Below are 22,761 nucleotides of genomic sequence, written 5' to 3'. Positions count from 1 at the left end.
TCCCCGGCCGTGACGGGGCGCCCGCCGGACGGGCCCCCGGCCACCGCGTTACGCCCGTGCCTGCGCGGCCGCGGTCGCCCAGTGGCACGCCACCTGGGTCTGCCCGCCGCCCGCGAGCACCGGCAGATCCTTCGTACGGCACGCGTCCGCGACGCCCGCCCGCTCCGCCTCGCCCGAGGCCAGCACCTGGCAGCGGGCGTGGAACCGGCACCCGGACGGCACCCTGGACGGGTCCGGCGGCTCGCCGGTCAGAATCACCGGATCACCCGCGGCCTCCGGAAGCACCGACAACAGCGCCTGGGTGTAAGGGTGTTGCGGGGCGGTCAGGATCTGCTCCACCTCGCCCGTCTCCACGATCCGGCCGAGGTACATCACCGCGACGCGGTCCGCGATGTTCCACGCCAGCCCGAGGTCGTGCGTGACCACCAGCGCGGACAGGCCGAGTTCGTCCCGCAGCCGCAGCAGCAGGGCCAGGATCTCGCCGCGCACCGAAGCGTCCAGCGAGGCCACCGGCTCGTCGGCCACGATGAGTTCAGGCTCCAGGACGAGCGCGCCCGCGATCACGACCCGCTGGCGCTGACCGCCCGACAGTTCGTGCGGATAGCGCAGGAAGAACCGCTCCGGGGGCCGCAGCCCCGCCCGCGCCAGCGCCTCGGCCACCGCCTTCCGCTCGTCCCCCGCGTACCCGTGGATCCGCAGGCCCTCGGCGACGGCGTCGTACACCGTGTGCCTCGGATTGAGCGAACCGCTGGGGTCCTGGAGCACCAGCTGGACCCGCTTGCGGTACGCCTTCAGCGCCCGGCTCGCGTAGTCGAGCGGCTGCCCGTCGAAGGTCACCCGCCCGGACGTCGGCGGGACCAGGCCCAGCAGCGAACGCGCCAGCGTCGTCTTGCCGCAGCCCGACTCGCCGACCAGCGCGACGATCTCGCCGGGCCGGATGTCCAGGTCGACGCTGTCCACGGCACGCGCCGGGGCGGCTCCGCGCCGCCCGGGGAAGGTGACCTTCAGCCCCTCGGCGCTGAGCAGGGGAGTGGTGGTGGTCATGATGTGCTCCTTGCTTCCTCGGCACCCGGCAGGGCCAGGGCCGCGGCGGCCCCCGGCTCCACCAGCACACAGGCCGCCCGCCGCTCCGGTCCCGCCTCCCGCAGCACCTGGTCCTGCGTCGTGCAGGAGTCCAGGGCCACCGGACAGCGCGGATGGAACGTACAGCCGCCGGGCAGCGCCGACGGGTCCGGCGGGTCGCCGGGCAGCCCGCGGGGCGCGAACCGGGAGGCCGGGTCGCCGATGCGCGGAAAGGCGCCGGACAGGGCCTTGCCGTACGGGTGGTGCGCGTTCTCGTAGACCTCGGACGCCGGGCCCTCCTCCACGACCCGGCCCGCGTACATCACCGCGAGCCGGTCACAGGTGTCCGAGAGCACCGCGAGGTCATGGCTGATCATGATCAGGCCGAGGTCCTGCTCGGACACCAGCTGCTCGATCAGCCGCAGGATCTGGGCCTGGATCATCACGTCGAGAGCCGTGGTCGGCTCGTCCGCGATGATCAGCCCCGGATCACAGGCGAGCGCCATCGCGATCATCACGCGCTGCCGCTGTCCGCCGGAGAGCTCGTGCGGATAGGCGTTCGCGCGTGCGGCCGGGAGCCCCACCTGCTCCAGGAGTTCGCCGGCCTTCTTCGCAGCCGCGGCCTGCGTCGCCTTCCGGTGCAGCAGGATCGGTTCGGCGATCTGATCGCCGATGCGGTGCACCGCGTTGAGCGAGTGCATCGCGCCCTGGAACACGATCGAGGCCCCCGCCCAGCGCACCGCCCTGACCTGGCCCCACTTCATGGCGAGGACGTCCTCGCCGTTCAGCAGGATCTCGCCGGAGACCTTCGCCCCGGCGGGCAGCAGACGCAGCAGCGCGAGCGCCAGCGTGGACTTCCCGCAGCCCGACTCACCGGCGATGCCCAGCTTCTGCCCCGCGTCGACGGTGAGGTTCACCCCGCGGACGGCCTGCGCTCCACCCTCGTACGTCACCGTGAGGTCCCGTACGTCGAGAAGCGGCGTCTTGCGGATGCTCGTCGTACTCAACGGGCCACCCCCAGCTTGGGATTGAGGACGGACTCGATGGCGCGGCCGCACAGCGTGAACGCCAGGGCCACCACGGCGATGGCGATGCCGGGCGGTGCCAGGTACCACCAGTCGCCCGCGCTCACCGCGCCCGCCTCGCGGGCGTCCTGGAGCATGCCGCCCCAGGAGGTGGTGGTCGGATCGCTCAGGCCGAGGAACGCCAGGGTGGCCTCGGTGAGGATCGCGCTGGAGATCACCAGCGTGGTCTGCGCGAGCACCAGCGGCATCACGTTCGGCAGGACGTGCCGGACCATGACGTGTCCGTGGCCGCCGCCCAGGGCGCGGGCCCGCTCGATGTACGGGCGGGACTCCACGGCCAGGGTCTGGGCACGGACCAGCCGGGCGGTGGTCGGCCAGGTCGTGACGCCGATCGCGATGATGACCGTCCACATGGAGCGGTCCATCACGGTGGCGAGCGCGATCGCGAGGACCAGGGTCGGCATCACCAGGAACCAGTCGGTGATCCGCATCAGGACCGTCGAGTACCAGCCGTGGAAGTGCCCCGCGACGATGCCGACGACCGTACCGATGGCGACGCACAGGAACGCCGCGAGCAGACCGACCGTCAACGAGATCCGGGTGCCGTACACCAGCAGGGCCAGCACGCTGCGCCCGAACTGGTCGGTACCGAGCGGGAATTCACCGCTCGGCGACTCAAGCGCGCCACCGGGCGCATCGGTGACGCTCTGCGAGTCGGCGCCGACGAGCTGCGGTGCGAAGACGGCGATCAGCGCGATCAGGACGAGCGCGCCCAGACCCCACAGTCCGCTCCTGTGCTTGCGGTACTCCCGCCAGAAACGGGCGGCGGACTGCCGCTTGCGGGCGCGGGCGAGCGCGCGCGGGTTCTCGGCAGCCCCGGCCTTCGTGGGCGTGGGCATGGATTCGGTCGTCATCGGCCCACCCGGGGATCGAGCAGCGGATAGAGCACATCGGCAAGGGTGTTCGCCAGGATCACCGCGGTGGCGAAGACGAAGAACAGCCCTTGTACCAGGGGAAGATCGGGCACGCTGAGCGCCTCGTAGAAGAGATCGCCGAGGCCGGGCCAGGAGAACACCGTCTCGACCAGGATCTGCCCGGCGACCACATGCCCCAGGTTCACGAACATCAGCGTGAACGTCGGCAGCATCGCGTTCGGCACGGCGTGCTTGCGGCGCACGACATCGTCCCGCAGCCCCTTCGCGCGGGCCGTCGTCAGATAGTCGCTGCCCATCTCGTCCAGCAGCGAGGAGCGCATCACCAGGAGCGTCTGCGCGTATCCGACCGCGACCAGCGTGATCACGGGGAGGACCAGGTGGTGCGCCACATCGAGGAGGTACGCGACTCCGCTCTCGCCGCCCGTCTCCATGCCGCCGGTCGGGAACATTCCGGGCATCGGCCCGATGCCCACCGCGAAGACGATGATCAGGAGCAGGCCCAGCCAGAACGCCGGCACCGAGTAGAGGGTGAGCGCGAACGCGGTGTTGAAGCGATCGCTCATGGAGCCGTTGCGCCAGGCGGTACGGGTGCCGAGCCAGATGCCGAGCGCGGTGTACAGGACGTACGACGTGCCGGTGAGCAGCAGGGTCGCGGGGAGCGCCTCGGTGATCTTGTCGATGACGGGGGCGTGGAACTGGAACGAGGTGCCGAAGTCGCCCGTGAGAGCGTCGCCGACGTAGCTGGTGAACTGCCGCCACATCGGCTGGTCGAGACCGAACTGATGACGCAGCGACTGCAGCTGTTCGCCGGAGACAGGACGGCCGCCCGTCATCTGTTTCACCGGGTCGCTGGGAATGAGCCGGAAGAGGAAGAAGCTGGTGACCAGGACCGCGAACAGGGAGACGGCCGCTCCCACGATCTTGGCCGCCACGTACTGGAGATATGCCTTGGTGTTACGCGCCCGTGGGCCGCGGGCGGCCGCCGGTCCGGCCTGAGCCGGACCTTCGGTGTCCGCGTCCGCGATCTGCACGAGCGCCGGAGTGCTGTCAGCTGTCATGGGGAACTCTCGTTACTCGTGCGGCACTTGGACCGACGGGCAGATAGGGGTAACCGGCAGGGCGGCTGTGTGCCGCCCCGGCCGGCCCGTCTCAACCCGTCCGCGTGACTACTCGCGGTCGTCCGCGGTGGTGCGGCGGCGCATCGCGATGAACATTCCGCCACCGGCGAGTACCACGACCACCACGATGATGCCTACGACGACTCCGGTGGAGCCGGATCCGCCGGAGCTGTCCGAACTGCTGCTGCCCGCCGGAGCCGCCGACCACCAGCTCCAGTACCCGTCCTGGCCGTAGATGTTGCCCGCCGCCTGGGGCATCGTCGTGATCGACTTGATCTGGTCGGTGCGGTAGGCCTCGACCGCGTTCGGGTACGCGATGATGCTCATGTACCCCGAGTCGTACAGCCACGACTGCATCTGCTTGACGATGTCCGCGCGCTTGGCAGGGTCGTACTCGGCGAGCTGCTTCTTGTAGAGCTCGTCGTACGTCTTGTCGCAGATGAAGTTGTCGGTGGTGGCGCTCTCCTTGGCCTTGGCCGGCAGCGCGCCGCAGGTGTGGATGCCGAGGACGAAGTCGGGGTCCGGGTTGACCGACCAGCCGTCGAAGGCGAGGTCGTACTCACCGGCGTACCAGGGCACCGAGACGTTGTCGAGACAGTCGACCTTGAGGCCGATGCCGAGCTTGCCCCACCACTCCTTGAGGTACTTCCCTATCGCCTTGTCGTTCGGGTCCGTGGCGTGGCACAGGATGCGCAGGTCGAGCGGCTTGCCGTCCTTGCCGACGCGCTGGTCGCCCTTGAGCGCGTAGCCCGCCTCGTCGAGGAGCTTGGCCGCCTTGGCCGGGTCGTAGGCGAGGCTCTGGTCGGCGGACGGCTGCCAGAAGTACGTGGAGAAGCGCGGCGGGATGTAGCCCTGACCCTCGACGGCGTGCCCTTGGAAGACCTTGTCGATGATGGTCTTGCGGTCGATCGACAGGAAGAGGGCCTGGCGCACCTTCTGATCGAGAAGGGCCTTGTTTCCGTCGCCGAACTTCTTGCCGTCCTTGGTCTGCGCGCCCGGGTTGGTGGCGAGCGCGAAGAAGCGCCGGCCCGGACCCTCGTTGACCTTGACGTTCTTCTCGCCCTTGAGGGAGGCGGCCTGGGCGGGCGTCAGCGCGGGGGAGCCGGCGACGAAGGAGACCTCGCCCTTGCGCAGTGCGGCGACCGCGGCGTCCTGGTCCTTGTACGTCTTGAAGACCAGCTCGTCGAATTTCGGTGCACCGCGCCAGAAGCTCTTGTTGGCCTTGAGCTTCACATACTGGTCGACCTTGTAGTCCGTCAGGATGAACGGCCCGTTGCCGACGATCGGGAACTTCGTGTCGTTGTTGAACTTGGAGAAGTCACCGACCTTCTCCCAGACGTGCTTCGGGACTATCGGCACGTCGAGCGCGGCCATGGTGGCCTGCGGCTCCTTGAGCTCGATGACAAGCTGCGTCGGGCTCGGAGCCGTCACCTTCTTGAAGTTCGCGACGAAGTTGCCGTTGGCCTGCGCGGCGCCCTCGTCGGTCATCATCTTGTTGAAGGTCCACGCCGCGTCCTCGGCGGTGGCCTGCTGGCCGTCCGACCACTTGGAGTTGGACCGGATGGTGTACGTCCAGGTCAACTTGTCCGCGGACGGCTCCCACTTGGTGGCGAGGGCGGGGACGGCGTGGTTGTCCTTGGGGTCGTAGTTCGTCAGGAAGTCGTACATGAGCCGGCTGATGCTTGTGCTCATCAGCTTCTGAGCGAGGAACGGGCTCAGGGAGTCGACGCTCTGTGCGACGGCGACGGTCAGCGTCGACTTGCCGCTGTCGGCGGCCTGCGCCTGCTGCGGCGCGGCACCGAGGGGCACACCGACGACGGAACCGGCGGTCAGTGCCAGAGCGGCGGCGCCGGAGGCCAGCAGGACACGCAGACGTGAGCGTGGCTGGGCAGTCAGTGGTGGAACTCTTTCGACCATGGTCAGGGACCTCGCGTCATGACTCGCACGGAGAAGGCGGGTTGATCTCTGGTTCGCCAGCTGGTGAAGCGAAGGTTTATCAGCGAGGGTCGAGTCGCGTCAACGGTCCTCGAAACGGCGTGTGGGCTGCGGGAATAAGCAGAGGGCCCGCACCGTGGAGACGGTACGGGCCCTCATTGGTTTAGACCTCTGTTGCCTTACTGTTGAGGCGCTGGCGGCGGCTGCTGCTGCCAGCCCGCGGGCGGTACGGGACCCTGCAGTTCGGGCGGGACCGGCTGACCGGGCTGCCCCGGCTGACCAGGCAGGCCGGGCTGCTGCTGGTGAGGCGGCGGCGGACCGGCCGGGCTCGCCGCAGACCGGGCCTGGGAGGGCAACGACTGCTGCCAGCCGTGCTGTTGCACTCCGGGGCCGGGCTGCGGGGGGTACGGCTGCGGGGGCTGCTGGCCGCCGTACGGCTGTTGCTGCGGGGGGTACGGCTGCTGCGGCTGCTGCGGGGCGTATTGCTGCTGGCCCGGCATCGGCGGGGCGTACTGCGGGGGCGGATTGACGCCGTTCGACGTCCAGAGCCCCTGCTGCTGCTGAGCGCGCGCGAAGTCCTCGGCGACCATCGCGGAGAGGTTGAAGTACGCCTCGCGGGTCTTGGGGCGCATCATGTCGAGGTCGACCTCCGCGCCGGCCGCCAGATGCTCGTCGAACGGTACGACGATCACCCCGCGGCAGCGCGTCTCGAAGTGCTGCACGATGTCATCGACCTTGATCATCTTGCCGGTCTCTCGGACTCCGGAGATGACGGTGAGGGAACGCTGCACGAGTTCCGCGTACCCGTGCGCCGACAGCCAGTCCAGCGTGGTGGACGCACTGGACGCACCATCGACCGACGGAGTCGAGATGATGATCAACTGGTCGGCGAGGTCCAGCACTCCGCGCATCGCGCTGTAGAGCAGACCGGTGCCCGAGTCGGTGAGGATGATCGGGTACTGCCTGCCCAGCACATCGATGGCGCGCCGGTAGTCCTCGTCGTTGAACGTCGTGGAGACCGCCGGGTCCACGTCGTTGGCGATGATCTCCAGACCGGAGGGCGCCTGCGAGGTGAAGCGGCGGATGTCCATGTACGAGTTGAGGTACGGGATCGCCTGGACCAGGTCACGGATGGTGGCCCCGGTCTCCCGGCGCACCCGGCGGCCGAGCGTGCCCGCGTCCGGGTTGGCGTCGATGGCGAGGATCTTGTCCTGCCGCTCGGTGGCCAGGGTCGAGCCGAGGGCGGTGGTCGTCGTGGTCTTGCCGACGCCGCCCTTGAGGCTGATGACCGCGATCCGGTAGCAGGACAGCACGGGCGTACGGATCAGGTCGAGCTTGCGCTGCCGCTCGGCCTCCTCCTTCTTGCCGCCGAGCTTGAAGCGGGCCGCGCCGGACGGCGTGCGGCTGCTCTTCGCCTTCTGCTTGCCCCGGACGAGCCGGTCGGAGGAGAGCTCCACCGCCGCCGTGTACCCGAGCGGAGCGCCGGGCACGGAACGCTCGCGCTGGTCGTGCGTGACCGGGGTCGGCCAGGCGGCACCGGTGCGCGGGTCGACGGGCTGTCCGTGGGGCTGTTGCTGCTGCGGCTGGGGCTGGGCGGGCTGCTGGGGCACAGGCTGCTGCGGGGCGACCTGTGCGGGCAGATTGGGCGTGCCCTGGACCGGCTGCTGGGGCGCCTGGGGGACCTGCGGCGGGAGGGGCGCGCCCTGCTGCGCGGGCCACTGGGGCGGCTGGGGCGCTTGCGACTGATGGGGCGTCTGGGGCGGCTGCGGGAAGCCGTAACCGCCCTGAGGCTGGTGAGGTGCCGACTGGTGGGGTGCCTGCGGCTGCTGGGGTGCTCCGGTCTGCGGGAATCCGTAGCCACCGGGCCCCTGGCCGGCCGGAGCCTGTGCGGGCCACTGCGGCGCAGCCTGGGGCGCGGCGGGCTGCGGTGCGGCGGGCTGGAAGGCGGGCGGCAGCGGCGGCAGAGCGCCCTGCGGCGGCGCCGGGGTCCAGGCGGTCGGCGCGGCGGGCGCCGGGGCGGCCTGCGGTGCGCTGGGGGACGGTGCGACCTGGGGCACCGCGTCCGCGACGGCGTCCGAGGCCGCGGCAGCACCCTCCGGCCCGTCCGCAGTACCGCTCGTCATGTCGCTGCCCGGAGGCTCGGCGGGCGCCCCGGCGTCGGCACCGGAATCCGCGGCGGCAGCGCCGTCGGGCTCATCGGCGGGCGCATCCGCGGCCTCCGCGGAAACGGAACCGGAACTGGAACCGGAACTGGAACCGGAACCGGAACCGGGAGCTTCGCCCTCGTCCGTACGGTCGGCACCAGCGCCTGCCCCGGCACCGTGTTCCGCGGAACCCGAGTCCGCGGCCGAGCCGTCCCCGGCCGCGCTCTTCGCCGCCTCCTCGCGCTCCGCGATCTCCCGCTTCAGCGCGGCGGGCGAGAACCGCATGGTCGCGCCGCTCTCCACGTCACCGCCCCCGAACGGGTCCGTCATCCCGCCGGAAGCCACCGCTCCCGCTCCCTCCGCAGAAGCTCCCGCTCCCTCCGCAGGAGTAGGAGCAGGCGAAGGAGCGAAGTCATCCGCCGCGGATTGAACCGGGGCGGGCGCAGGCGGCGCCGGAGCCCAGTTGGGGTCGAAACCGCCCCTGGCCTGCGGCGCGGGCACGGACACCGGCGCCCCGCTGGGCGGCGGAGGCGGCGCCAGGTGCGATCCGGCACCGCCCGACGAGTCCCCCGGCGCGTTCTGCGTGTACCAGGCGGGCGGGGTGTAGTCGATGGTGAACTCACCCGTCATCTCGGCGGGCTCCGCGTCGGACGACTCGTCGACGGGCTTGTGCCAGCCCCCGCGGATCTCGTCCCGATCGCCGTTCACTTTGCCTCCTGGTGTGGTCGAGCACCCTTGTGCCGTGGTGGGTGGGGGCGACCGTTCCCGTTGTCCGATCCGCCCGGCTCTCCCCCTTGGGACGTGCATCGCCTGCCCGCAGGTTCTTCTGCTGCCCCCCGACCCACCCTAATCGTCATCGGGCTCGGTGCGGCAGGCCGTACCGCACGGCAGAAACTGTCCAGTAGGTCGCGCACCGCCCTCGAGTGCCCCGAGTACGGCAGAGCGCACAGGCCGAAGCGGTCAATTCGCTACATATCCAGGCGTGGTGAAAGGGTGGCCACCGTGTTCGGACAGCCACCCTTTCCCCTCGCCATTGCCTACGTGAGGTCGAACTCACCGTCCCGTGCGCCCAGTACGAAGGCGCGCCACTCGGCCTCCGTGTACCGCAACACGGTCTCCGGGTCCAACGACGAGCGCATGGCGACTGCACCGCCTGGCAGATGCGCGATCTCGACCCGTTCCTCGACGTCCTCGGTCCCCGGTGCGCTCAGCCACTCCACATCCGAGATGTCGAGAGCGTAGAGCTCTTCCTTTTCCTGCTGGGTGCCCATGTCGGCGTCCCTTCGATCGAACCGTGTCGTTCCCCGGCCATCCTCCCTGGAAGTGGCAGGCCGGGGTTGCGAACGGAACAGTATTCAGTCCATTCGGCGAGCAGTGCCCAGCAGGCCGTTCTCTATATCCGTCGCACTGGTCATCACCCAGTGGCGCTCGGGGCCCGCCACCCAGAGCGTGACACCGTCCGCCAGGGTGGGCAGGGCCTCGCTCTCGGCCCGAGCGAGCCCCAGGATCCGGCCGATCTGGTCCGCCTCGGCGGGCGAGACCCGCTGGACCCCCACGAGCGTCGACGCCCGCATCAACCGGGGCGCCACGGGGCTCAGATAGGGCAGCAGCGTCAACACCGACTGCCAGGGCGAGGACACCACCCGGCCACGAGGCGGGCGCATACCGCAGTCCCGCACCACCACCACCGGGCTGCCCACGGTCGCTCCGGTCGGCGGAACCCGGCCCACGTCATGGAGGGAGACGCACTCGAGACCGGCACCCGCGGCTTGCGCCAGAGTGGTCCACGCCTGGGTGCGCCCGGTCTCGACCGCTACCCGTGCCCCCGTAGCCGCCGCACGCAGCGCCAGCACCTGCGCGGTCCACAGGCCGCCGATCAACAGGACGTCGTACGGTGCCGGGCGGTGGAACCCGATCATCTGCGGGCGCCCCTCGGCATCGGTGCCGATGATCACTCCGTCGTCCCCGACCGGCAACGACAGTGCGCCCAGGTGCTCCGCGGCCAGAGTGTGCCCCGCGTGGCGAGGACCGCGCAGTCCCCGCCTCGGCTCGGTGCGATTCGTCACTGTGCGCCTCCCAGCGGGAGCGTCGCCAGCACGCCCGGCAACTGCTCACGGTCCAACCGCACCAGGCCGACCTTGGCGTGCCGTGCGGCTTGCTCCAATGTCCTTCGTACCCCGACCAGTTCGGTATCGGATCCACCCGTGATCCGTACGTGACCGGACACGGACACATCGCCCTGGCGCGAACCTCGTCGCACCGTCAGGCTGAAGGTCGTCGCATACGCGGGGACCGAGGTCAACAGTGAGACGAGGCGCGGGAGAGGAGTCGCACCCCGGCCCAACTCGGGCCAGCGGTCCACCGCATAGGCGGTGTGCCAACGGTCGTCGCACCGCCAGACCCTCGTCGTCTCCATCGTCCGCCGCTGCGGTGCGACATCCGGGCGTCCGGCGCGGGCCGACAGGATGGGATTGGCACACGCGGATGTCGCCACGGCGGAGTGCAGCTCCTCCTGGTCCAGTACCACGGCCCGGAATCCGGCGCCGGTGATCCGGCTCGCCACATGGTCCGCGACCCGGACCAGACAGCGCTGAGCCCCGCCGATTCCGCCCCCGCGCGCCTCGACCGCCTCCCGGCACAGTTCCGGATCCAGCTTCACAGCCACCCAGGTCATCCGCAGCGCGGGCGCCCCGGTCTGCTCCTGAAGGGGGGCGTAGGAGAGCCGTGCCGACGACTGCTGCGGCAGATGCTGCGCCGGAGCGGGACGTACCTGCTGCACGAGCTGCGCGGACTCCAGCACGATGTCGTCCACCGAGAGGGCATCGCCCAGGAGGGACAGCGGGAGCGCCCGTGCACCGCGCGCCTGGCGGAGCGATTCACCGCTGGCCTCGACCCGTACGACAGCGGTCAGGAACGTGCCGTCTCCGACCATGCCCACCGTGCGACGGTCCCGGTCGACATAGATGTACGGAGCGAAACCCGGCACACTTTCCGCCACCGGCGCCAGTTGTGGCTCCGCATCCACGGCGGACGCCGCAGCTGTTCGCCTGCGACCGCGGAGGGAGAGCGCCGTCGACAGCCAGTCCTGTACGGCGTGGCCCCGGCGACGTACCACCGCGAGAAGCACCAGCAGGCAGGCCACCGCGACTGCGGGCACCAGCCAGGCACCGCCGAGCGCGGCACCCACCGCGGCAACCGCCAGGGCCGCCTCGACGAGCACCATCTGCCGTAGTGCGGGACCGAGGCGACCGGTCCGCGAGATCGACCGCAGAGTCGTCGCCGCAGGGGCGTTCGCCGACGGGGCGGGTGCTGCGTCGGCCGGTTCGTTGCCGCGTTGCCGTCGGGAAGGGCTGGACGCTCGATGGGTAGACCGCCCCGTGCGCTCGCGCGTCGCTGCACCCATCGCCGCGTTGCCCCCTCGTATCCGTATGTACCGTTTTTTCACGGGTGTTGACCGGGCGATCACCCTACCTGAGCAGTGACGGCCAAACGCCAACAGGCATAGTAGGGGGCCCAGTCGACGACAGTGGCCCACGGCGTGTGTGGGAACCTGGTTGCCCACTGGGGAAAAGGGGCAGCGGACAGATGGCATCACGGCGGGACGAACTCAACGCCTACACCTTCGCGAAGCGGAGGTTGATCGCACAGTTCCTGCAACCCAACCCGACCGGCTCCGAGGAGGGCGCACCGCGCCCCCTGCGTGCAGTGGTGCCCGGCGCGATCGTCGGTGTCGTCATCCTCGCGGCCTTCGGAGCCTGGGGAATGTTCAAACCCGTAGCACCCCAGAATTGGGACACTCCCTACGAGAACGTCATCATCGCCAGCAAATCCACCACGCGCTATGTGGTGTTGAACACCGATGGCAAGACGCAGCTCCACCCGGTGCTGAACATGTCCTCCGCCAAGCTTCTCCTTGCCCCGGACAAGGGCAAGGTCATCAACGTTGACGAATCGGTCCTCGACAACGGCAAGATCCCGCATGGTGCCACGCTCGGCATCCCGTACGCCCCCGACCGGTTGCCGGACAAGGACGAAGCCGGCTCGAAGAAGCGGTGGGCCGTCTGCGAGCGGCCCGGCGAGGGCGGCAGAGCCATCCAGAAGGCGGCGTTCGTCTTCGCGGAGCGCGAGCAGAAGAAGACCGAGGGCGCGGGCCGGCTGCACGGCGGTGAGCTGATGTACGTCGAGGGACCGGGACCGGCCAGAACCCGCTACATCGTGGACGCCGCGGGCAAGGCGTACAAGGTGAAGAAGGACGAACTGCTGCTTCGCACCCTGGTCGGCGACGGCCGCGCCCCTCAGCGGGTCTCCGCCGCGTGGCTGGACACCCTGCACACCGGAGACGCGGTCGACTTCCCGACCGTCCCCGGAATTCCCGGTAGCGACGCGGGCATCCCGGGGGAGCTGCCGCCCGGGGCGAACAAGGTGGGGATGGTCCTCGCGGCGCCATCCGGTACCAAGACCCAGCACTACGTGGTCCTGCCCGGCCGGGTTGCCCCCGTATCGGACTTCGTCGCGAAGCTCCTGCTCAGCAGCCGGGACCTGGTCAGCCTTGGCCAGGACGGCAAGGAGAGGCATGTCAGCGCCGGAGCGTTCGAGCCCGGCGAGGCCTTCGGACAGGACATGGACTGGCCCACGAGCGAGCCGAAGCCCGTCAACTCCGCGAGCGCCGCGGCCGGCAGCCGTAACACGGTGTGCAACGTCCTGCGTGGTGTCGCCACGAAGAATGGGGCCAGCACGCTCAGCACATGGGCGGGCACGGACTTCCCCGCAACGCTCCCCACCGGCTCCAGCAGCGCCTACGTCACCCCCGGATCCGGACAGCTCTTCCGGCAGTTCAAGGGGTCCAGCGCCGACTCCGGCCCCCTCTTCCTGGTCACCGACACCGGTCTGCGCTATGCCATGCAGTCCAACGGCGACAGCGTGCAGGACGACTCCGGCATCGGCGAATCCGGCACGAAGGAGGAGAGGGCGCAGCGGCAGCAGGAGGCGCAACAAGCGCAGAACCGGCTCGGATACAAGGACGTCGTGCCCGCGCCCATCCCGGCCGCCTGGTCCTCGTTCCTGCCCACGGGACCACGCCTGTCGACCGGCGCGGCCCGTCAGCCGCAGGGTTCCTGAGGAGCGCATCCACATGACGACGCACTCCTCTCCGTACCGGCGTCCGCTGACAGTCGCAGCCGCCACCGCCGTCCTCTTCGTCACGCTGCCCGCACTGCCCGCCGCCGCGGACGACTCGACCCAGTGCACCTTCCCCTCGAAGAAGTACGCGGGCCGCCCCTGGTCGTTGCAGCGCGTCCTGATGGACGAGCTGTGGAAGCAGTCCACCGGCAAGGGGGTACGGGTGGCCGTCATCGACACGGGCGTGGACGTCAAGAACCCTCAGCTCAAGGCGGCCGTGGATACCAGGAGCGGCCGTAATTTCCTGCGGAAGGACCTCAAGGACGAGAACGGCAACAAGGTCGAGCGCGGCAAGGAGAACGGCACCACCGACACGGTCGGTCACGGCACCAAGGTCGCCGGAATCATCGCCGCGCGAGAGGTGAAGGGCACCGGCTTCACAGGCCTGGCTCCGGACGCGACGATCATTCCGATCCAGCAGAACGACGCCGAGGGCCACGGAACGGCCGAAACGCTGGCCGACGCCATCAGCTACGCAGCCGATGTCGCCCACGCGGACGTCATCAACATCTCTCAGGACACTGCCAACGCGGTGAAGCCCACGGACGCTCTGCGGCAGGCGGTGGTCGCCGCCCTGGCCAAGGAGATCGTGATCGTCGCCTCCGCGGGCAACGACGGGCTCGGCGGCAACGTCAAGGAGACCTACCCGGCCTCGTACGACGGTGTCCTGGCCGTGGCCGCATCGGACCGCAACAACGAGCGGGCGGCCTTCTCCCAGTCCGGCGAATTCGTGGGCGTGGCCGCACCCGGGGTGGACATGATCTCGACGGTCCCCGGCGGCGGACACTGCGCCGACAACGGCACCAGCTTCTCGGCCCCGTACGTCGCAGGAGTCGCCGCCCTCATCAAGGCCAAGCACCAGGACTGGACGCAGAAACAGATCGTCGCTCAGATCCAGCAGACGGCGGAACGCTCGATCGCGGGCCACGACCGTCTGGTGGGCTGGGGCGTCGTCGACCCGGTGCGCGCCCTGACGGAGGACGACAAGCCCATCGAACGCCCCGTGGCGAACGAAGGTGTGAGCAAGGGCGAAGCGCCGACACCGGCTGAACTCCACCTGGGCGAAACGGCGGACGAACGCAACGCACGCCTGGCGACCTACGTGGTGGTGGGCGGGGCAGTGCTGGTTGCCGCGATAGCGGGTGTCGCCGTGGCCGTGCGCGATACCCGACGGCGGTCCAGGCGCCTGGGAGGAGTGGGCCAAGCCTGACGAGGCCGTCCACCGGGGATCGATCGGGGGAAGTTACGTGATGGACAAGAGAGTTGGCCCTGTCGTAGTCAGTGGCTAGAGTTTGTGGAATGAGGTCAGACGTGTTCACGCGGGTGCGATAGCAACGAGTAACAGTCTGAGCAAACGGGGAAAACGGGGAGGGCAGGATCGTGACCGATCCAGGCGGTGGCGGGGGAGGTTCGGGCGACCTCCGGCGTGGTGTAGGCGCGCTGGAGACGTTCAGGGGGCGTGTCAACACGCTGCTCGCGGACCTCGAGGGTTCGGCAGCCGGCAAGTCGAAGATTGCGGCGCAGACGGTGTCACGCGCTGCCCTGAGTGGTCAGAACACCTGCTTCGCGGAGGCAGACGGGCTGTACACGCAGTACAACCGCGTCCACGAGGCGCTCGTCTCGCTCTCCAAGTCTCTCGGCGACCAGATCGAGTACTTGAGCCTGGGCGTGCACGCGGCGGCCGTCGGCTTCGACAACGTGGACGACGACGTGCGGCGGCGGTTCTACGAGATCCAGACCCGTCTGGACAAGGAGAACGAGAAGGCGCAGGCGGAGAAGACCGACAAGCCTGAGTCTCGGAACACCGACAAGCAGAGCGACTCGGGGTGGGCAGCCGAATGAGTGATGCGAAGAAGCCGGAACTGTCTCCCAAGGAACAGCAGGCGCAGGACCAGCAACGCGTCCAGACCCAGCTGATCGTCACTGACGTCAACCGGCAGGTCCAGCACGTCATGGAGTCATTCGGCTTCGGACGTTCCGGCTCATCAGGACGGACTTCGTTCGAGGGCCACGAGCTCAACACGATGATCGACCTGATCCACAACTCCAATCCGGAGCACCTCGAAGACGCGGGTGATGCGCTCTGGAACGCAAGGACGGCCATCAAGGTCGCCGCGGATGAGCTGGGCGACTTCATCAAGGCTGTCGACTGGGAGGGCGAGTCCGGAATTGCCTTCCGTGACTGGGGCAATGGCCTGGTCGCCCACGCCCTGAAGCTGGGCGATTTCGCGGAGGCGGCCGGGACACAGATCACGGTCGCGGGCACGGGCCTCGCCTCGGTGCGCAACTCCCTGCCGCCGCGCGACAACCGCCTGGACCGCAAGTCCGTCGAGGACATCGAGGCCCCGAAGCGGATCGAGGGCAACCCGGAGTACGTCGCGGCGGTGAAGGTCGAGAAGGACCGCCAGGAGGCCATCAACCAGGCGAACAGGCTGGCTTCGTACTACTCGGTCTCGGAGGAGACGCTGGCGGCGCAGGAGCCGCCCCGGTTCGACAAGCAGCTTGATGTTGCGATGCCGCGGCCGCGGGGCCGCATCCGATCAAATTCCAACTCCGGAGGCTCATCGGCAGGCTCCGAGACGGTGGGTAACAGCACGACGCGGGGTGCGTCGGAGCCCACCGCGAAGCATGAAGTCATCAGTTCAGGCAATACCAGGCACAGGACGTCCGCTGAGGAACTCGGGTCGGCCTTGCCTGTTCCCGACAAGAGCACATCGACTGAGATCAACAGTGTTGCTGCTCCGCCAGCCCCAGTGACCGATTCCGGTCCGTCCCCCACGCCTTCGACCACAAGTCCCGCAGGTCCGGGCGGCGGTCCGGCCCAGCCCACGGCGACTCCCTTGCTGAACCCTGTGACAGGGAACTCGCGGCGACCCACGACGTCGACCGGCATGCCCAGAGCGATCGGCCAGCCCGGAAACGGCGTGGTCAGACCTGGCGGCTCCACGCAAGGTAATCCTGGGGTGAATGGGCGCACCGGAGCTCCGGTTGGGCGTCCGGCTTCCGTGGGCGAGGGTTCGGGCACGGGCACGTCCGGGCGTGGAGGAGGCGGGGGCCAGTCTCCTGCTGCCGGTCGGTCCGGCGTGACGGGCGGCAGGCCCACGGCAGGAGGCCATGCAGCTAGGTCCGGAACCTCTGGCCCGCGTGCCGGCCGGGCGAACGGCATCGCAGGTGGGACCCCGCAGCGCGGCATGCCGGGCGCAAGTACGCCCGGAAAAACTCGCGGTGTTCCGCGTGGCACGGTCATCGGAGCTGGAGGAACGGCACCTGCGGGCGGCTCGGCCGGCAGCACAGGGCAACGGGGAGTCATCGGAGCCGGCGGAGCGAGCGGCGTGCCCCGGTCCGGTGGGCGCGGCACTCCCAGCTCGAACGGAGTCGTGGGTACGCCTCGTGGTGCTGCCGGGGCCGGCTCGGGCGCAAAGGGCTTCACGGCTGGGGGAGCAGGCCTCGTTCGTGGGCCCGCAGGCCGACGTGAGTCCGACCGTGAGGGCCAGGACGATGGAACGGCGCGTCCGGACTACCTGACTGAGGACAGAGAGACGTGGGAGGCCGGACGGCGTGGAGTCGCACCTCCGGTGATCGAGTAGATACAGGGAAGGTTCGGAAGTCAGGATGACAGCAGGAATGAGCCAGACCCGGAAACGCCGCATGCCCGTCGGGTTGCGTGGGCGTCTGCTCGGCGTGATGGCTGTGACTGCTGCTTGGAGCGTGGGATTCGCAGGAGTGGGAACCCCTGCGGTTGCGGCGGATGTGCAGTCCAAGCAGTGGTACCTCAGCGCGATGCAGGCGGAGGAGATGTGGAAGGTCACCACGGGCGAAGGCATCAAGGTTGCTGTCATCGACACCGGCGTCAATGCGTCCACGCCTTCTCTGAAGGGGCAGGTCCTGAAGGGGCTTGACGCTACAGGGGCCGACGGCGATGAGTACGACGACTATGACGGGCACGGCACAACCATGGCTGAGTTGATTGCCGGAACGGGCAAGGGTGGGGGCCTGCGAGGCCTTGCCCCAGGTGCGAAAATCATCCCGATGCGGATCACCGATACGAATTTCCAGAATGAGCATTCGGTGAATGCGCATGACACGGAGGATGCAATCCGGGCCGCAGCGGACAGTGATGCGCAGATCATCAGCATGTCGTTTGCTAGCGACTTCCCAGGCCGAGAAGAGCGAGAAGCCGTCAAGTACGCACAAAGTAAGGGCAAATTGTTCTTCGCGGGTGTCGGGAATAATGCGGAGACGAGCAACAAAGAACAGTACCCCGCCGCGTACCCGCAGGTCGTAGGAGTCTCCTCGGCTGACCGCGAGGGCAAGGTAGCCGAGTACTCCCAGAACGGGAACATCGTGGACATCGCAGCTCCCGGTAACGACATCCCGTATTGGTGTGACGAAACCTTCCGAGGTTACTGCGACGGCGATGGCGGCACCAGCGCAGCCACCGCCATCGCATCCGCCTCCGCAGCCTTGGTGTGGTCCGCCCACCCTGACTGGACCGCGAACCAAGTCCTCAACGTTCTCTTCGACACCGCTGGCCGTAACTGGGATAAGGGCACGCTCAGCAAGTACCTCGGCCACGGCCTGATTCGCCCCTCCATGAACATCCTCAAGGGCAAGGGCAACCCCGGCCCCCCGGACATCAGCCCCCTCACCAAGGAAAAGACGTCCGGCTCCTCGGCCTCCCCCACCCCGTCTGCACCAGCTTCGTCACAGCCCGAGAAGAAAGAAAAGGCTGACGACGCCGTCGTGGCAGGCTCCAGCAAGGAGAAGGACGACGGCAGTTCGCTCGGCCTGATCCTCGGCGGAGCGGCAGCAGTCATCGTGCTCAGTGGCGGAGCCTTCGCGCTCGTCCGTAAGCGCCGCGCCGCCTGACTGACCGTAGGTTCTTCACCCGTATACCCACCGGCGAGTAAAGCCGGACCGAATAAGAGCACCAGGAAGGAAGCCGGAACCATGGCTGATCAGAAGCTCTCAGATGATGCTCTCCTGAAGCTGGAGGGCGAGCTCTCCACGCGGTTCGACTCCGTAAAGGGCCAGCTGAAGACGTTGCAGGGGACGATCGACAGCCTGGAAGGCGCATGGCAGGGCATCGGTGCCGGCGCCTTCAACACGAAGCAGGAGGAGGTCAACCGGAAGATGGTCAGCATTGCTCACCGGCTCCTCAGGTTCCAGGAGGCCATGAAGGCGGCCCGGACCATCAAGGGCAACACCGAAGACGAAATCAAGCAGGCCCTCCAGGGCGTCGACGTCGTCAGCGGTCACTCGGGTGACGCGGCGGCGGAGGCCAAGATGTCGAACCTCAACGACTTCTGACCCTGCCCTGCCCGTACCACGTACGAGGCAACCACACCAAACCTAGATAGCACGGGAGGACCGCATGCCGAACAACGACGGCACACTGGTTGTCACTTACGCGAGTCTCGATCTCGCAGCAGGTGACATTGAGCGGCAGAGCAGGCAGCTCCAAGAGGACCTTGCGGCCATCAAGCGGATGATCGCCAATGTGTCTGAGCTCTGGGTGGGCGAAGCCAAGACCGCCTATGACACGGCGCAGACCGGTTGGGACAATGACGCCAGGGGGATTCACAACGCCCTGAGCGAGATCTCCCGAAGGGTTCGCGACGCTGGTACTGCTTACCATGCAGGCGACAAGCGGGCGAGGGCCAACTTCGAGTAAGCCGCGGTAGAACACAGCCAGGGTGGGCACGCGCGGGAGGTGCCCACCCTGACCTGTGTCCCGACCATCGAGCCGAGCACAGCACAGTGCCCCTGCCCGCAGGCAGGGGTACTTGTGTTTGTTCGGCGCACTCGCTGCACAGCGAGGAGGCGCATCCGCGTTTCAGATCACCAACTGGCACTGTCTCAATCGACAATTTCACGAGCCAGTTCTTCCGGTCTGCCCCCTCGCGGGTGGAGATCGTCTGCACGTAGAGCGAAGAGTCCATGGAACACCGTCGATTGCTCGGTGCAGACTGAAGTGTTCACTGCTCCGCCCCAGGTGGGGGCGCTGCTCCGGCGGAATGCCGGAGCAGCGCCGCCAAGTATGCTTTCGGCGTCCTGCTGTCTTGATCAACCGAAGGGGTCGCACCATGACCAAAGCCCGATTGTCCGCAGTGACTTGGAGCCTCTCGGCCGTAGCTGTCAGCGCACTGCTCGCCGGCTGCTCGGGCTCGGTCAGTGTGGGGAACTCCGATCCGAAGCTGTCCGCGGACAAGCTGGCCACCACGGTCGCCGAAAAGCTCGCCGCCACAACGAACCAGCCGAAGCCGGACGTCACTTGCCCCGACGACCTCGTCGGGAAGGTCGGCAACACCACCCGCTGCACCCTCACAGCAAGTGACGGCAGCACCTTGGGTGTGACGGTCAAGGTTTCATCTGTCGAGGGAGGCAAGATCAACTTCGACATCAAGGCCGACGACACCGCCTCTCCGGCTGCGAACTGACAACTGGGCCTCTCGCGCGCTCGACGAGCGCGCGAAAGGCCCGGCGGCGGGCGCGGAGTTCACCCGCCGCCTCCACGCGGACGTCTGTGTGCGCTCCAGAACGTCGCAGAGGCAGTTGAGTCTCAGCAGGGCATCCTTCGGGCGGAGGCGGCCCTCGCCCGGGCAATGAGCCCAAGGACACGTCGGGGAACGGTGGGACGCTCTCGTGGCGGTCGACGCCCGCCCACGTCCCGTGTCTTGTACGTCCATCCCTGCTCGCTCGCGAGGGCCACGAGGCCGGACACCTCCTCGTCGCTGCGGGAGCCGTCCCATGCGCTGGACCAGCTCGCCGCAGACGCTGCCACCGAAGGCGCCGCCCAGAGAAGGAAGACGACGGCGCCGGCCCAAGAGGAAATAACACCAATCAATCTCATGGTCGTTGACGATGGCCACGCGGCGCCGCCCGGACGGGCGGTACGAGGTGTCGTCGTTCGTGAGCCCGTTCAGCGTCTGCTTTGGCGCGGTGACGAGGGACGTATCGAGGTTGTCGAGTGTCTTGAGCAGCCGAGTAGCAGGGGTCGTGAGGAGGCTGTGGGGGCGTCAATTCCGGGTTGTCCAGGTGCTAGCGTGTCCGGACTGGACACCAATGCGATTACGCGCAGGCGGAGTTGGAAGCGGGGGAATCTCATGACGGGTGATCTCGGTGTAGGCCCGGGGGTCCTCAAGAAGGGCGCTTCGGACATTCTGGAAGGCCTCAAGCCGGTCGAGAAAGTGGACTTGAAGTCACTGTCCGAGCAGGGCTCCGCGGCCGGGGACGAGGCGGCAGTCGCGGCAATGGTGACGTTCTGCACCACGTGGCAGTTGGGGGCGGAGTTCCTCAGGGACTGCGCTGTGACCCTGGCGGGTGGGCTGAACTCGGCCAACAACAACTACGCGGACACGGACGAAGCCATCCGTGACGCAGTGAACTCGGTCAAGTCGGACTTGAGCTAGAGACGGGGGATTCGAATCCATGGGAGCAGCGCTGGGGTCGACGGACGACCCCAAGGAACTCATACCCGGCGACGTCGGAAAGCTGACCGGGCTCGCCACCACCCTCAGCAGCTGGTCGGAAAAGTTCGAGGGAATCGCTACGGGCCTGCGCGACCTGAAGATCCCGGGCTGGATCGGTGAGGCCAGCGACGCCTTCTGGCCCACCTTGTCCAAAGAGAAGGCCAACTGGCATCTCGCTTCCGACGCGATGTCCGGGGCGGCCTCGGCGGTCACCTCGTACTCCTCCACGCTGAGCTGGGCGCAGCAGCAGGCCTCCACCGCGATCACGCAGTGGAAGGCCGGGCAGCACGACACGGCGGAAGAGACCTTGAAAGCCGCGCGCAATCAGCTCAAGCCCGAGACCGAGAAGCTGGTGAAGAAGCTCGGCGACCTGGCGGGCGGCGCTGCCGGCAGCCCCGGCTGGCTTGCCGACGCCAGGGATTGGGTCGATGCCCGGCAGTGGGCCACTGATCACGGAGTCGGCAAAACCAGCCAGAGCCGGCCGATATGGGATGACGAGAAGTGGCGGGAGGGAGACGGCCGCTTCCGGCACCGGCAAAAGGAGTGGGGCAAGGACGATGACGGTAACTGGTTCATCCGGGACAAGTCTTCCGACTCCGGGGCGGGGGACCAGGGCACGCCTGGCAACAAGGCCAATGTAAACATCAAGCTTGCCGAGTGGACGGGCGACGCCAGCGCCTGGTCGTTCGGCACCGGCCCGGGCGAGACGACGGTCGGTGGCGCCAAGCTGAAGGGCCAAGCAGGCATCGACCTGCTCGGGGTCAGCGGGACCGCCGGTGCGAGCATCAAAGACGGGCAGCTGCAGGCCGGTGTTTCGGGGAGCGCATACCTGGCACAGGCTTCTGCGAAGGGCAGTGCGGAGTACGGCATCGCCGCGGTCCAGGGCGAGGCGAAGGCCTACGCCGGTGCGGATGCCTCGGCTACCGTCGGCGTGGGCAAGGATGGTCTGCATGCCGGCGCAGAGGCGTTCGCCGGAGCCAAGGCCACCGGGTCGGTTTCCGCCGATGTCGGCGGCGTCGGTGCCGGTGTCACCGGCGAGGCGTGGGCGGGCGTGGGCGCATCCGCCAGTGCCGACTTGGGCATGAAGGACGGCAAGTTCACCATCGGCGGCGAGCTCGGGGCCGGTCTGGGCGTCGGCGGCAAGGTCTCTTTCGACGTCACCATCGATGCCGGCAAGGTGGTCGACACGGTCGGTGACGCAGCGGACGCAGTAGGTAGTGGCGCAAAGTCGGCCTGGGACCACACAATCGGCGCGCTGTTCTAGCCTGGGCTGTAGTTCATCGAAGGAGTGGGTCCACCATGGCGACTACGTTGCCGATCAAGATCTCGTTTTCGCTGCCGGAAGGCTGGCAAGCCGCGCCGCCGGACGAGGTGGGAGCACCCGGCGTCGCCTTCGTCGCGCTCCATCCCGCCTCCATCGACGGGTTCACGGCGAACATCACCATCGCCGGGCGGATGCGTAACGACAGCGCCACCATGTGGCAGATCGCCGACGAGTCGGTGCAGCGGCTGGCGCAGGCAGGGACCGTAGAAGTCGTCAAGAAGACCGAAGTGGGTACCCCGGACATCCCGGGCCTGACGGACTCCCCGGGTGTGGTCCAGAACCTCCGTCTCTCCACCACTCTGAGGGGGGAACCTCTGGAACTGCTCCAGAGCCAGGTGTACCTCGGCATGGAGGACGTCAAGAATCCCGCGAAGCGTGTCGTCATCGAACTCGTCCTGACAGCAAAGCCGACCCAACTCGAGGAAGTCATCGAGGACTTCAAGACCTTCCTCCGGACGGTGCGCCCGGCCGACGAAACTCCTGCCTAGTGCCGCGCCCGGCACCGGCCTTGCCATTTCGGTCGATGCGGTGCGAGTTGGTGTTCTGAAGCGCGGAAGAGCCTTCTGAG

The 22,761-nt window shown here is 68.3% G+C and carries 20 protein-coding genes; 11 read left to right on the top strand and 9 right to left on the bottom strand.

Annotation, left to right across the window (positions count from 1 at the left end):
- Nucleotides 1–48: 48 nt before the first annotated feature.
- From ACZ7L9_RS28395 to eccE, 9 genes are all read right to left on the bottom strand, one after another.
- Nucleotides 49–1,044 carry an oligopeptide/dipeptide ABC transporter ATP-binding protein gene (locus ACZ7L9_RS28395; protein WP_471419536.1) on the bottom strand — a complete coding sequence of 332 codons (996 nt, stop codon included), beginning with the start codon at nucleotides 1,042–1,044 and terminating at the stop codon, nucleotides 49–51.
- A complete protein-coding gene (locus tag ACZ7L9_RS28390) occupies nucleotides 1,041–2,069 on the bottom strand; it encodes an ABC transporter ATP-binding protein (protein WP_471419534.1) in 1,029 nt (342 codons plus the stop codon). Before ACZ7L9_RS28390 ends, ACZ7L9_RS28395 begins: the two co-directional genes overlap by 4 nt.
- Entirely contained in the window at nucleotides 2,066–2,986 is a 921-nt protein-coding gene (locus ACZ7L9_RS28385) for an ABC transporter permease (RefSeq protein WP_471419532.1), read from the bottom strand. Before ACZ7L9_RS28385 ends, ACZ7L9_RS28390 begins: the two co-directional genes overlap by 4 nt.
- 11 nt (nucleotides 2,987–2,997) lie before the next feature.
- Complete coding sequence (locus ACZ7L9_RS28380) at nucleotides 2,998–4,080, bottom strand: ABC transporter permease (protein ID WP_471419530.1); 1,083 nt, start codon at nucleotides 4,078–4,080, stop codon at nucleotides 2,998–3,000.
- A gap of 108 nt (nucleotides 4,081–4,188) precedes the next feature.
- Nucleotides 4,189–6,057: an ABC transporter substrate-binding protein gene (locus ACZ7L9_RS28375; RefSeq protein WP_471419529.1), complete on the bottom strand. Its 1,869-nt coding sequence runs from the start codon at nucleotides 6,055–6,057 to the stop codon at nucleotides 4,189–4,191.
- Nucleotides 6,058–6,254: 197 nt separating this feature from the next.
- Nucleotides 6,255–8,927, bottom strand: coding sequence for an SCO5717 family growth-regulating ATPase (locus tag ACZ7L9_RS28370; RefSeq protein ID WP_471419526.1), 2,673 nt, complete (start codon nucleotides 8,925–8,927; stop codon nucleotides 6,255–6,257).
- Nucleotides 8,928–9,256: 329 nt separating this feature from the next.
- On the bottom strand, nucleotides 9,257–9,490 hold the full coding sequence (locus ACZ7L9_RS28365; protein ID WP_406384356.1) for a DUF397 domain-containing protein: 234 nt from the start codon (nucleotides 9,488–9,490) through the stop codon (nucleotides 9,257–9,259).
- Between the two features lie 84 nt (nucleotides 9,491–9,574).
- A complete protein-coding gene (locus tag ACZ7L9_RS28360) occupies nucleotides 9,575–10,285 on the bottom strand; it encodes a hypothetical protein (RefSeq protein ID WP_471419524.1) in 711 nt (236 codons plus the stop codon).
- Nucleotides 10,282–11,622, bottom strand: a complete 1,341-nt coding sequence (gene eccE / locus ACZ7L9_RS28355) for a type VII secretion protein EccE (protein WP_471419522.1) — start codon at nucleotides 11,620–11,622, stop codon at nucleotides 10,282–10,284. The genes ACZ7L9_RS28360 and eccE overlap by 4 nt, the downstream gene beginning before the upstream one ends.
- Nucleotides 11,623–11,804: 182 nt before the next feature.
- Between eccE and eccB the strand changes: the two genes are divergently transcribed.
- From eccB to ACZ7L9_RS28300, 11 genes are all read left to right on the top strand, one after another.
- Nucleotides 11,805–13,337: a type VII secretion protein EccB gene (gene eccB / locus ACZ7L9_RS28350; protein ID WP_471419521.1), complete on the top strand. Its 1,533-nt coding sequence runs from the start codon at nucleotides 11,805–11,807 to the stop codon at nucleotides 13,335–13,337.
- A gap of 13 nt (nucleotides 13,338–13,350) precedes the next feature.
- Nucleotides 13,351–14,607 (top strand): type VII secretion-associated serine protease mycosin, encoded by a 1,257-nt coding sequence (mycP, locus tag ACZ7L9_RS28345; RefSeq protein WP_471419519.1) that lies wholly within the window; start codon nucleotides 13,351–13,353, stop codon nucleotides 14,605–14,607.
- A 170-nt stretch (nucleotides 14,608–14,777) separates the two neighbouring features.
- Nucleotides 14,778–15,239 (top strand): hypothetical protein, encoded by a 462-nt coding sequence (locus tag ACZ7L9_RS28340; protein WP_471419517.1) that lies wholly within the window; start codon nucleotides 14,778–14,780, stop codon nucleotides 15,237–15,239.
- Nucleotides 15,236–16,984: a hypothetical protein gene (locus tag ACZ7L9_RS28335; RefSeq protein WP_471419515.1), complete on the top strand. Its 1,749-nt coding sequence runs from the start codon at nucleotides 15,236–15,238 to the stop codon at nucleotides 16,982–16,984. Before ACZ7L9_RS28340 ends, ACZ7L9_RS28335 begins: the two co-directional genes overlap by 4 nt.
- Nucleotides 16,985–17,009: 25 nt before the next feature.
- Nucleotides 17,010–18,266, top strand: a complete 1,257-nt coding sequence (locus ACZ7L9_RS28330; protein WP_471419513.1) for a S8 family serine peptidase — start codon at nucleotides 17,010–17,012, stop codon at nucleotides 18,264–18,266.
- Nucleotides 18,267–18,347: 81 nt separating this feature from the next.
- Nucleotides 18,348–18,707, top strand: coding sequence for a WXG100 family type VII secretion target (locus tag ACZ7L9_RS28325; protein ID WP_471419512.1), 360 nt, complete (start codon nucleotides 18,348–18,350; stop codon nucleotides 18,705–18,707).
- 64 nt (nucleotides 18,708–18,771) lie between these two features.
- Complete coding sequence (locus ACZ7L9_RS28320; protein WP_471419510.1) at nucleotides 18,772–19,071, top strand: WXG100 family type VII secretion target; 300 nt, start codon at nucleotides 18,772–18,774, stop codon at nucleotides 19,069–19,071.
- A 412-nt stretch (nucleotides 19,072–19,483) separates the two neighbouring features.
- Nucleotides 19,484–19,837, top strand: coding sequence for a DUF4333 domain-containing protein (locus ACZ7L9_RS28315; RefSeq protein WP_471419508.1), 354 nt, complete (start codon nucleotides 19,484–19,486; stop codon nucleotides 19,835–19,837).
- Nucleotides 19,838–20,503: 666 nt separating this feature from the next.
- Complete coding sequence (locus tag ACZ7L9_RS28310; protein WP_471419506.1) at nucleotides 20,504–20,809, top strand: hypothetical protein; 306 nt, start codon at nucleotides 20,504–20,506, stop codon at nucleotides 20,807–20,809.
- A gap of 19 nt (nucleotides 20,810–20,828) precedes the next feature.
- A complete protein-coding gene (locus ACZ7L9_RS28305) occupies nucleotides 20,829–22,133 on the top strand; it encodes a putative T7SS-secreted protein (RefSeq protein ID WP_471419505.1) in 1,305 nt (434 codons plus the stop codon).
- A gap of 35 nt (nucleotides 22,134–22,168) precedes the next feature.
- A complete protein-coding gene (locus ACZ7L9_RS28300; protein WP_471419503.1) occupies nucleotides 22,169–22,681 on the top strand; it encodes a hypothetical protein in 513 nt (170 codons plus the stop codon).
- Nucleotides 22,682–22,761 lie beyond the last annotated feature (80 nt).

The sequence above is a fragment of the Streptomyces sp. NPDC111516 genome, assembly GCF_055635345.1.
The sequence above is the reverse complement of the archived record's forward strand: the minus strand, read 5'-3'. Positions and strand labels throughout refer to the sequence as shown.

Bases quoted from the DNA above. Each gene is read 5' to 3' on its own strand.
- ACZ7L9_RS28325 (WP_471419512.1), top strand. From the start codon at position 18,348: ATGGCTGATCAGAAGCTCTCAGATGATGCTCTCCTGAAGCTGGAGGGC.
- ACZ7L9_RS28375 (WP_471419529.1), bottom strand. From the start codon at position 6,057: ATGGTCGAAAGAGTTCCACCACTGACTGCCCAGCCACGCTCACGTCTG.
- ACZ7L9_RS28385 (WP_471419532.1), bottom strand. From the start codon at position 2,986: ATGCCCACGCCCACGAAGGCCGGGGCTGCCGAGAACCCGCGCGCGCTC.
- ACZ7L9_RS28395 (WP_471419536.1), bottom strand. From the start codon at position 1,044: ATGACCACCACCACTCCCCTGCTCAGCGCCGAGGGGCTGAAGGTCACC.
- mycP (WP_471419519.1), top strand. From the start codon at position 13,351: ATGACGACGCACTCCTCTCCGTACCGGCGTCCGCTGACAGTCGCAGCC.
- ACZ7L9_RS28365 (WP_406384356.1), bottom strand. From the start codon at position 9,490: ATGGGCACCCAGCAGGAAAAGGAAGAGCTCTACGCTCTCGACATCTCG.
- ACZ7L9_RS28300 (WP_471419503.1), top strand. From the start codon at position 22,169: ATGGCGACTACGTTGCCGATCAAGATCTCGTTTTCGCTGCCGGAAGGC.
- ACZ7L9_RS28320 (WP_471419510.1), top strand. From the start codon at position 18,772: ATGCCGAACAACGACGGCACACTGGTTGTCACTTACGCGAGTCTCGAT.
- ACZ7L9_RS28305 (WP_471419505.1), top strand. From the start codon at position 20,829: ATGGGAGCAGCGCTGGGGTCGACGGACGACCCCAAGGAACTCATACCC.
- ACZ7L9_RS28315 (WP_471419508.1), top strand. From the start codon at position 19,484: ATGACCAAAGCCCGATTGTCCGCAGTGACTTGGAGCCTCTCGGCCGTA.
- eccE (WP_471419522.1), bottom strand. From the start codon at position 11,622: ATGGGTGCAGCGACGCGCGAGCGCACGGGGCGGTCTACCCATCGAGCG.
- ACZ7L9_RS28330 (WP_471419513.1), top strand. From the start codon at position 17,010: ATGACAGCAGGAATGAGCCAGACCCGGAAACGCCGCATGCCCGTCGGG.
- ACZ7L9_RS28380 (WP_471419530.1), bottom strand. From the start codon at position 4,080: ATGACAGCTGACAGCACTCCGGCGCTCGTGCAGATCGCGGACGCGGAC.
- eccB (WP_471419521.1), top strand. From the start codon at position 11,805: ATGGCATCACGGCGGGACGAACTCAACGCCTACACCTTCGCGAAGCGG.
- ACZ7L9_RS28335 (WP_471419515.1), top strand. From the start codon at position 15,236: ATGAGTGATGCGAAGAAGCCGGAACTGTCTCCCAAGGAACAGCAGGCG.
- ACZ7L9_RS28310 (WP_471419506.1), top strand. From the start codon at position 20,504: ATGACGGGTGATCTCGGTGTAGGCCCGGGGGTCCTCAAGAAGGGCGCT.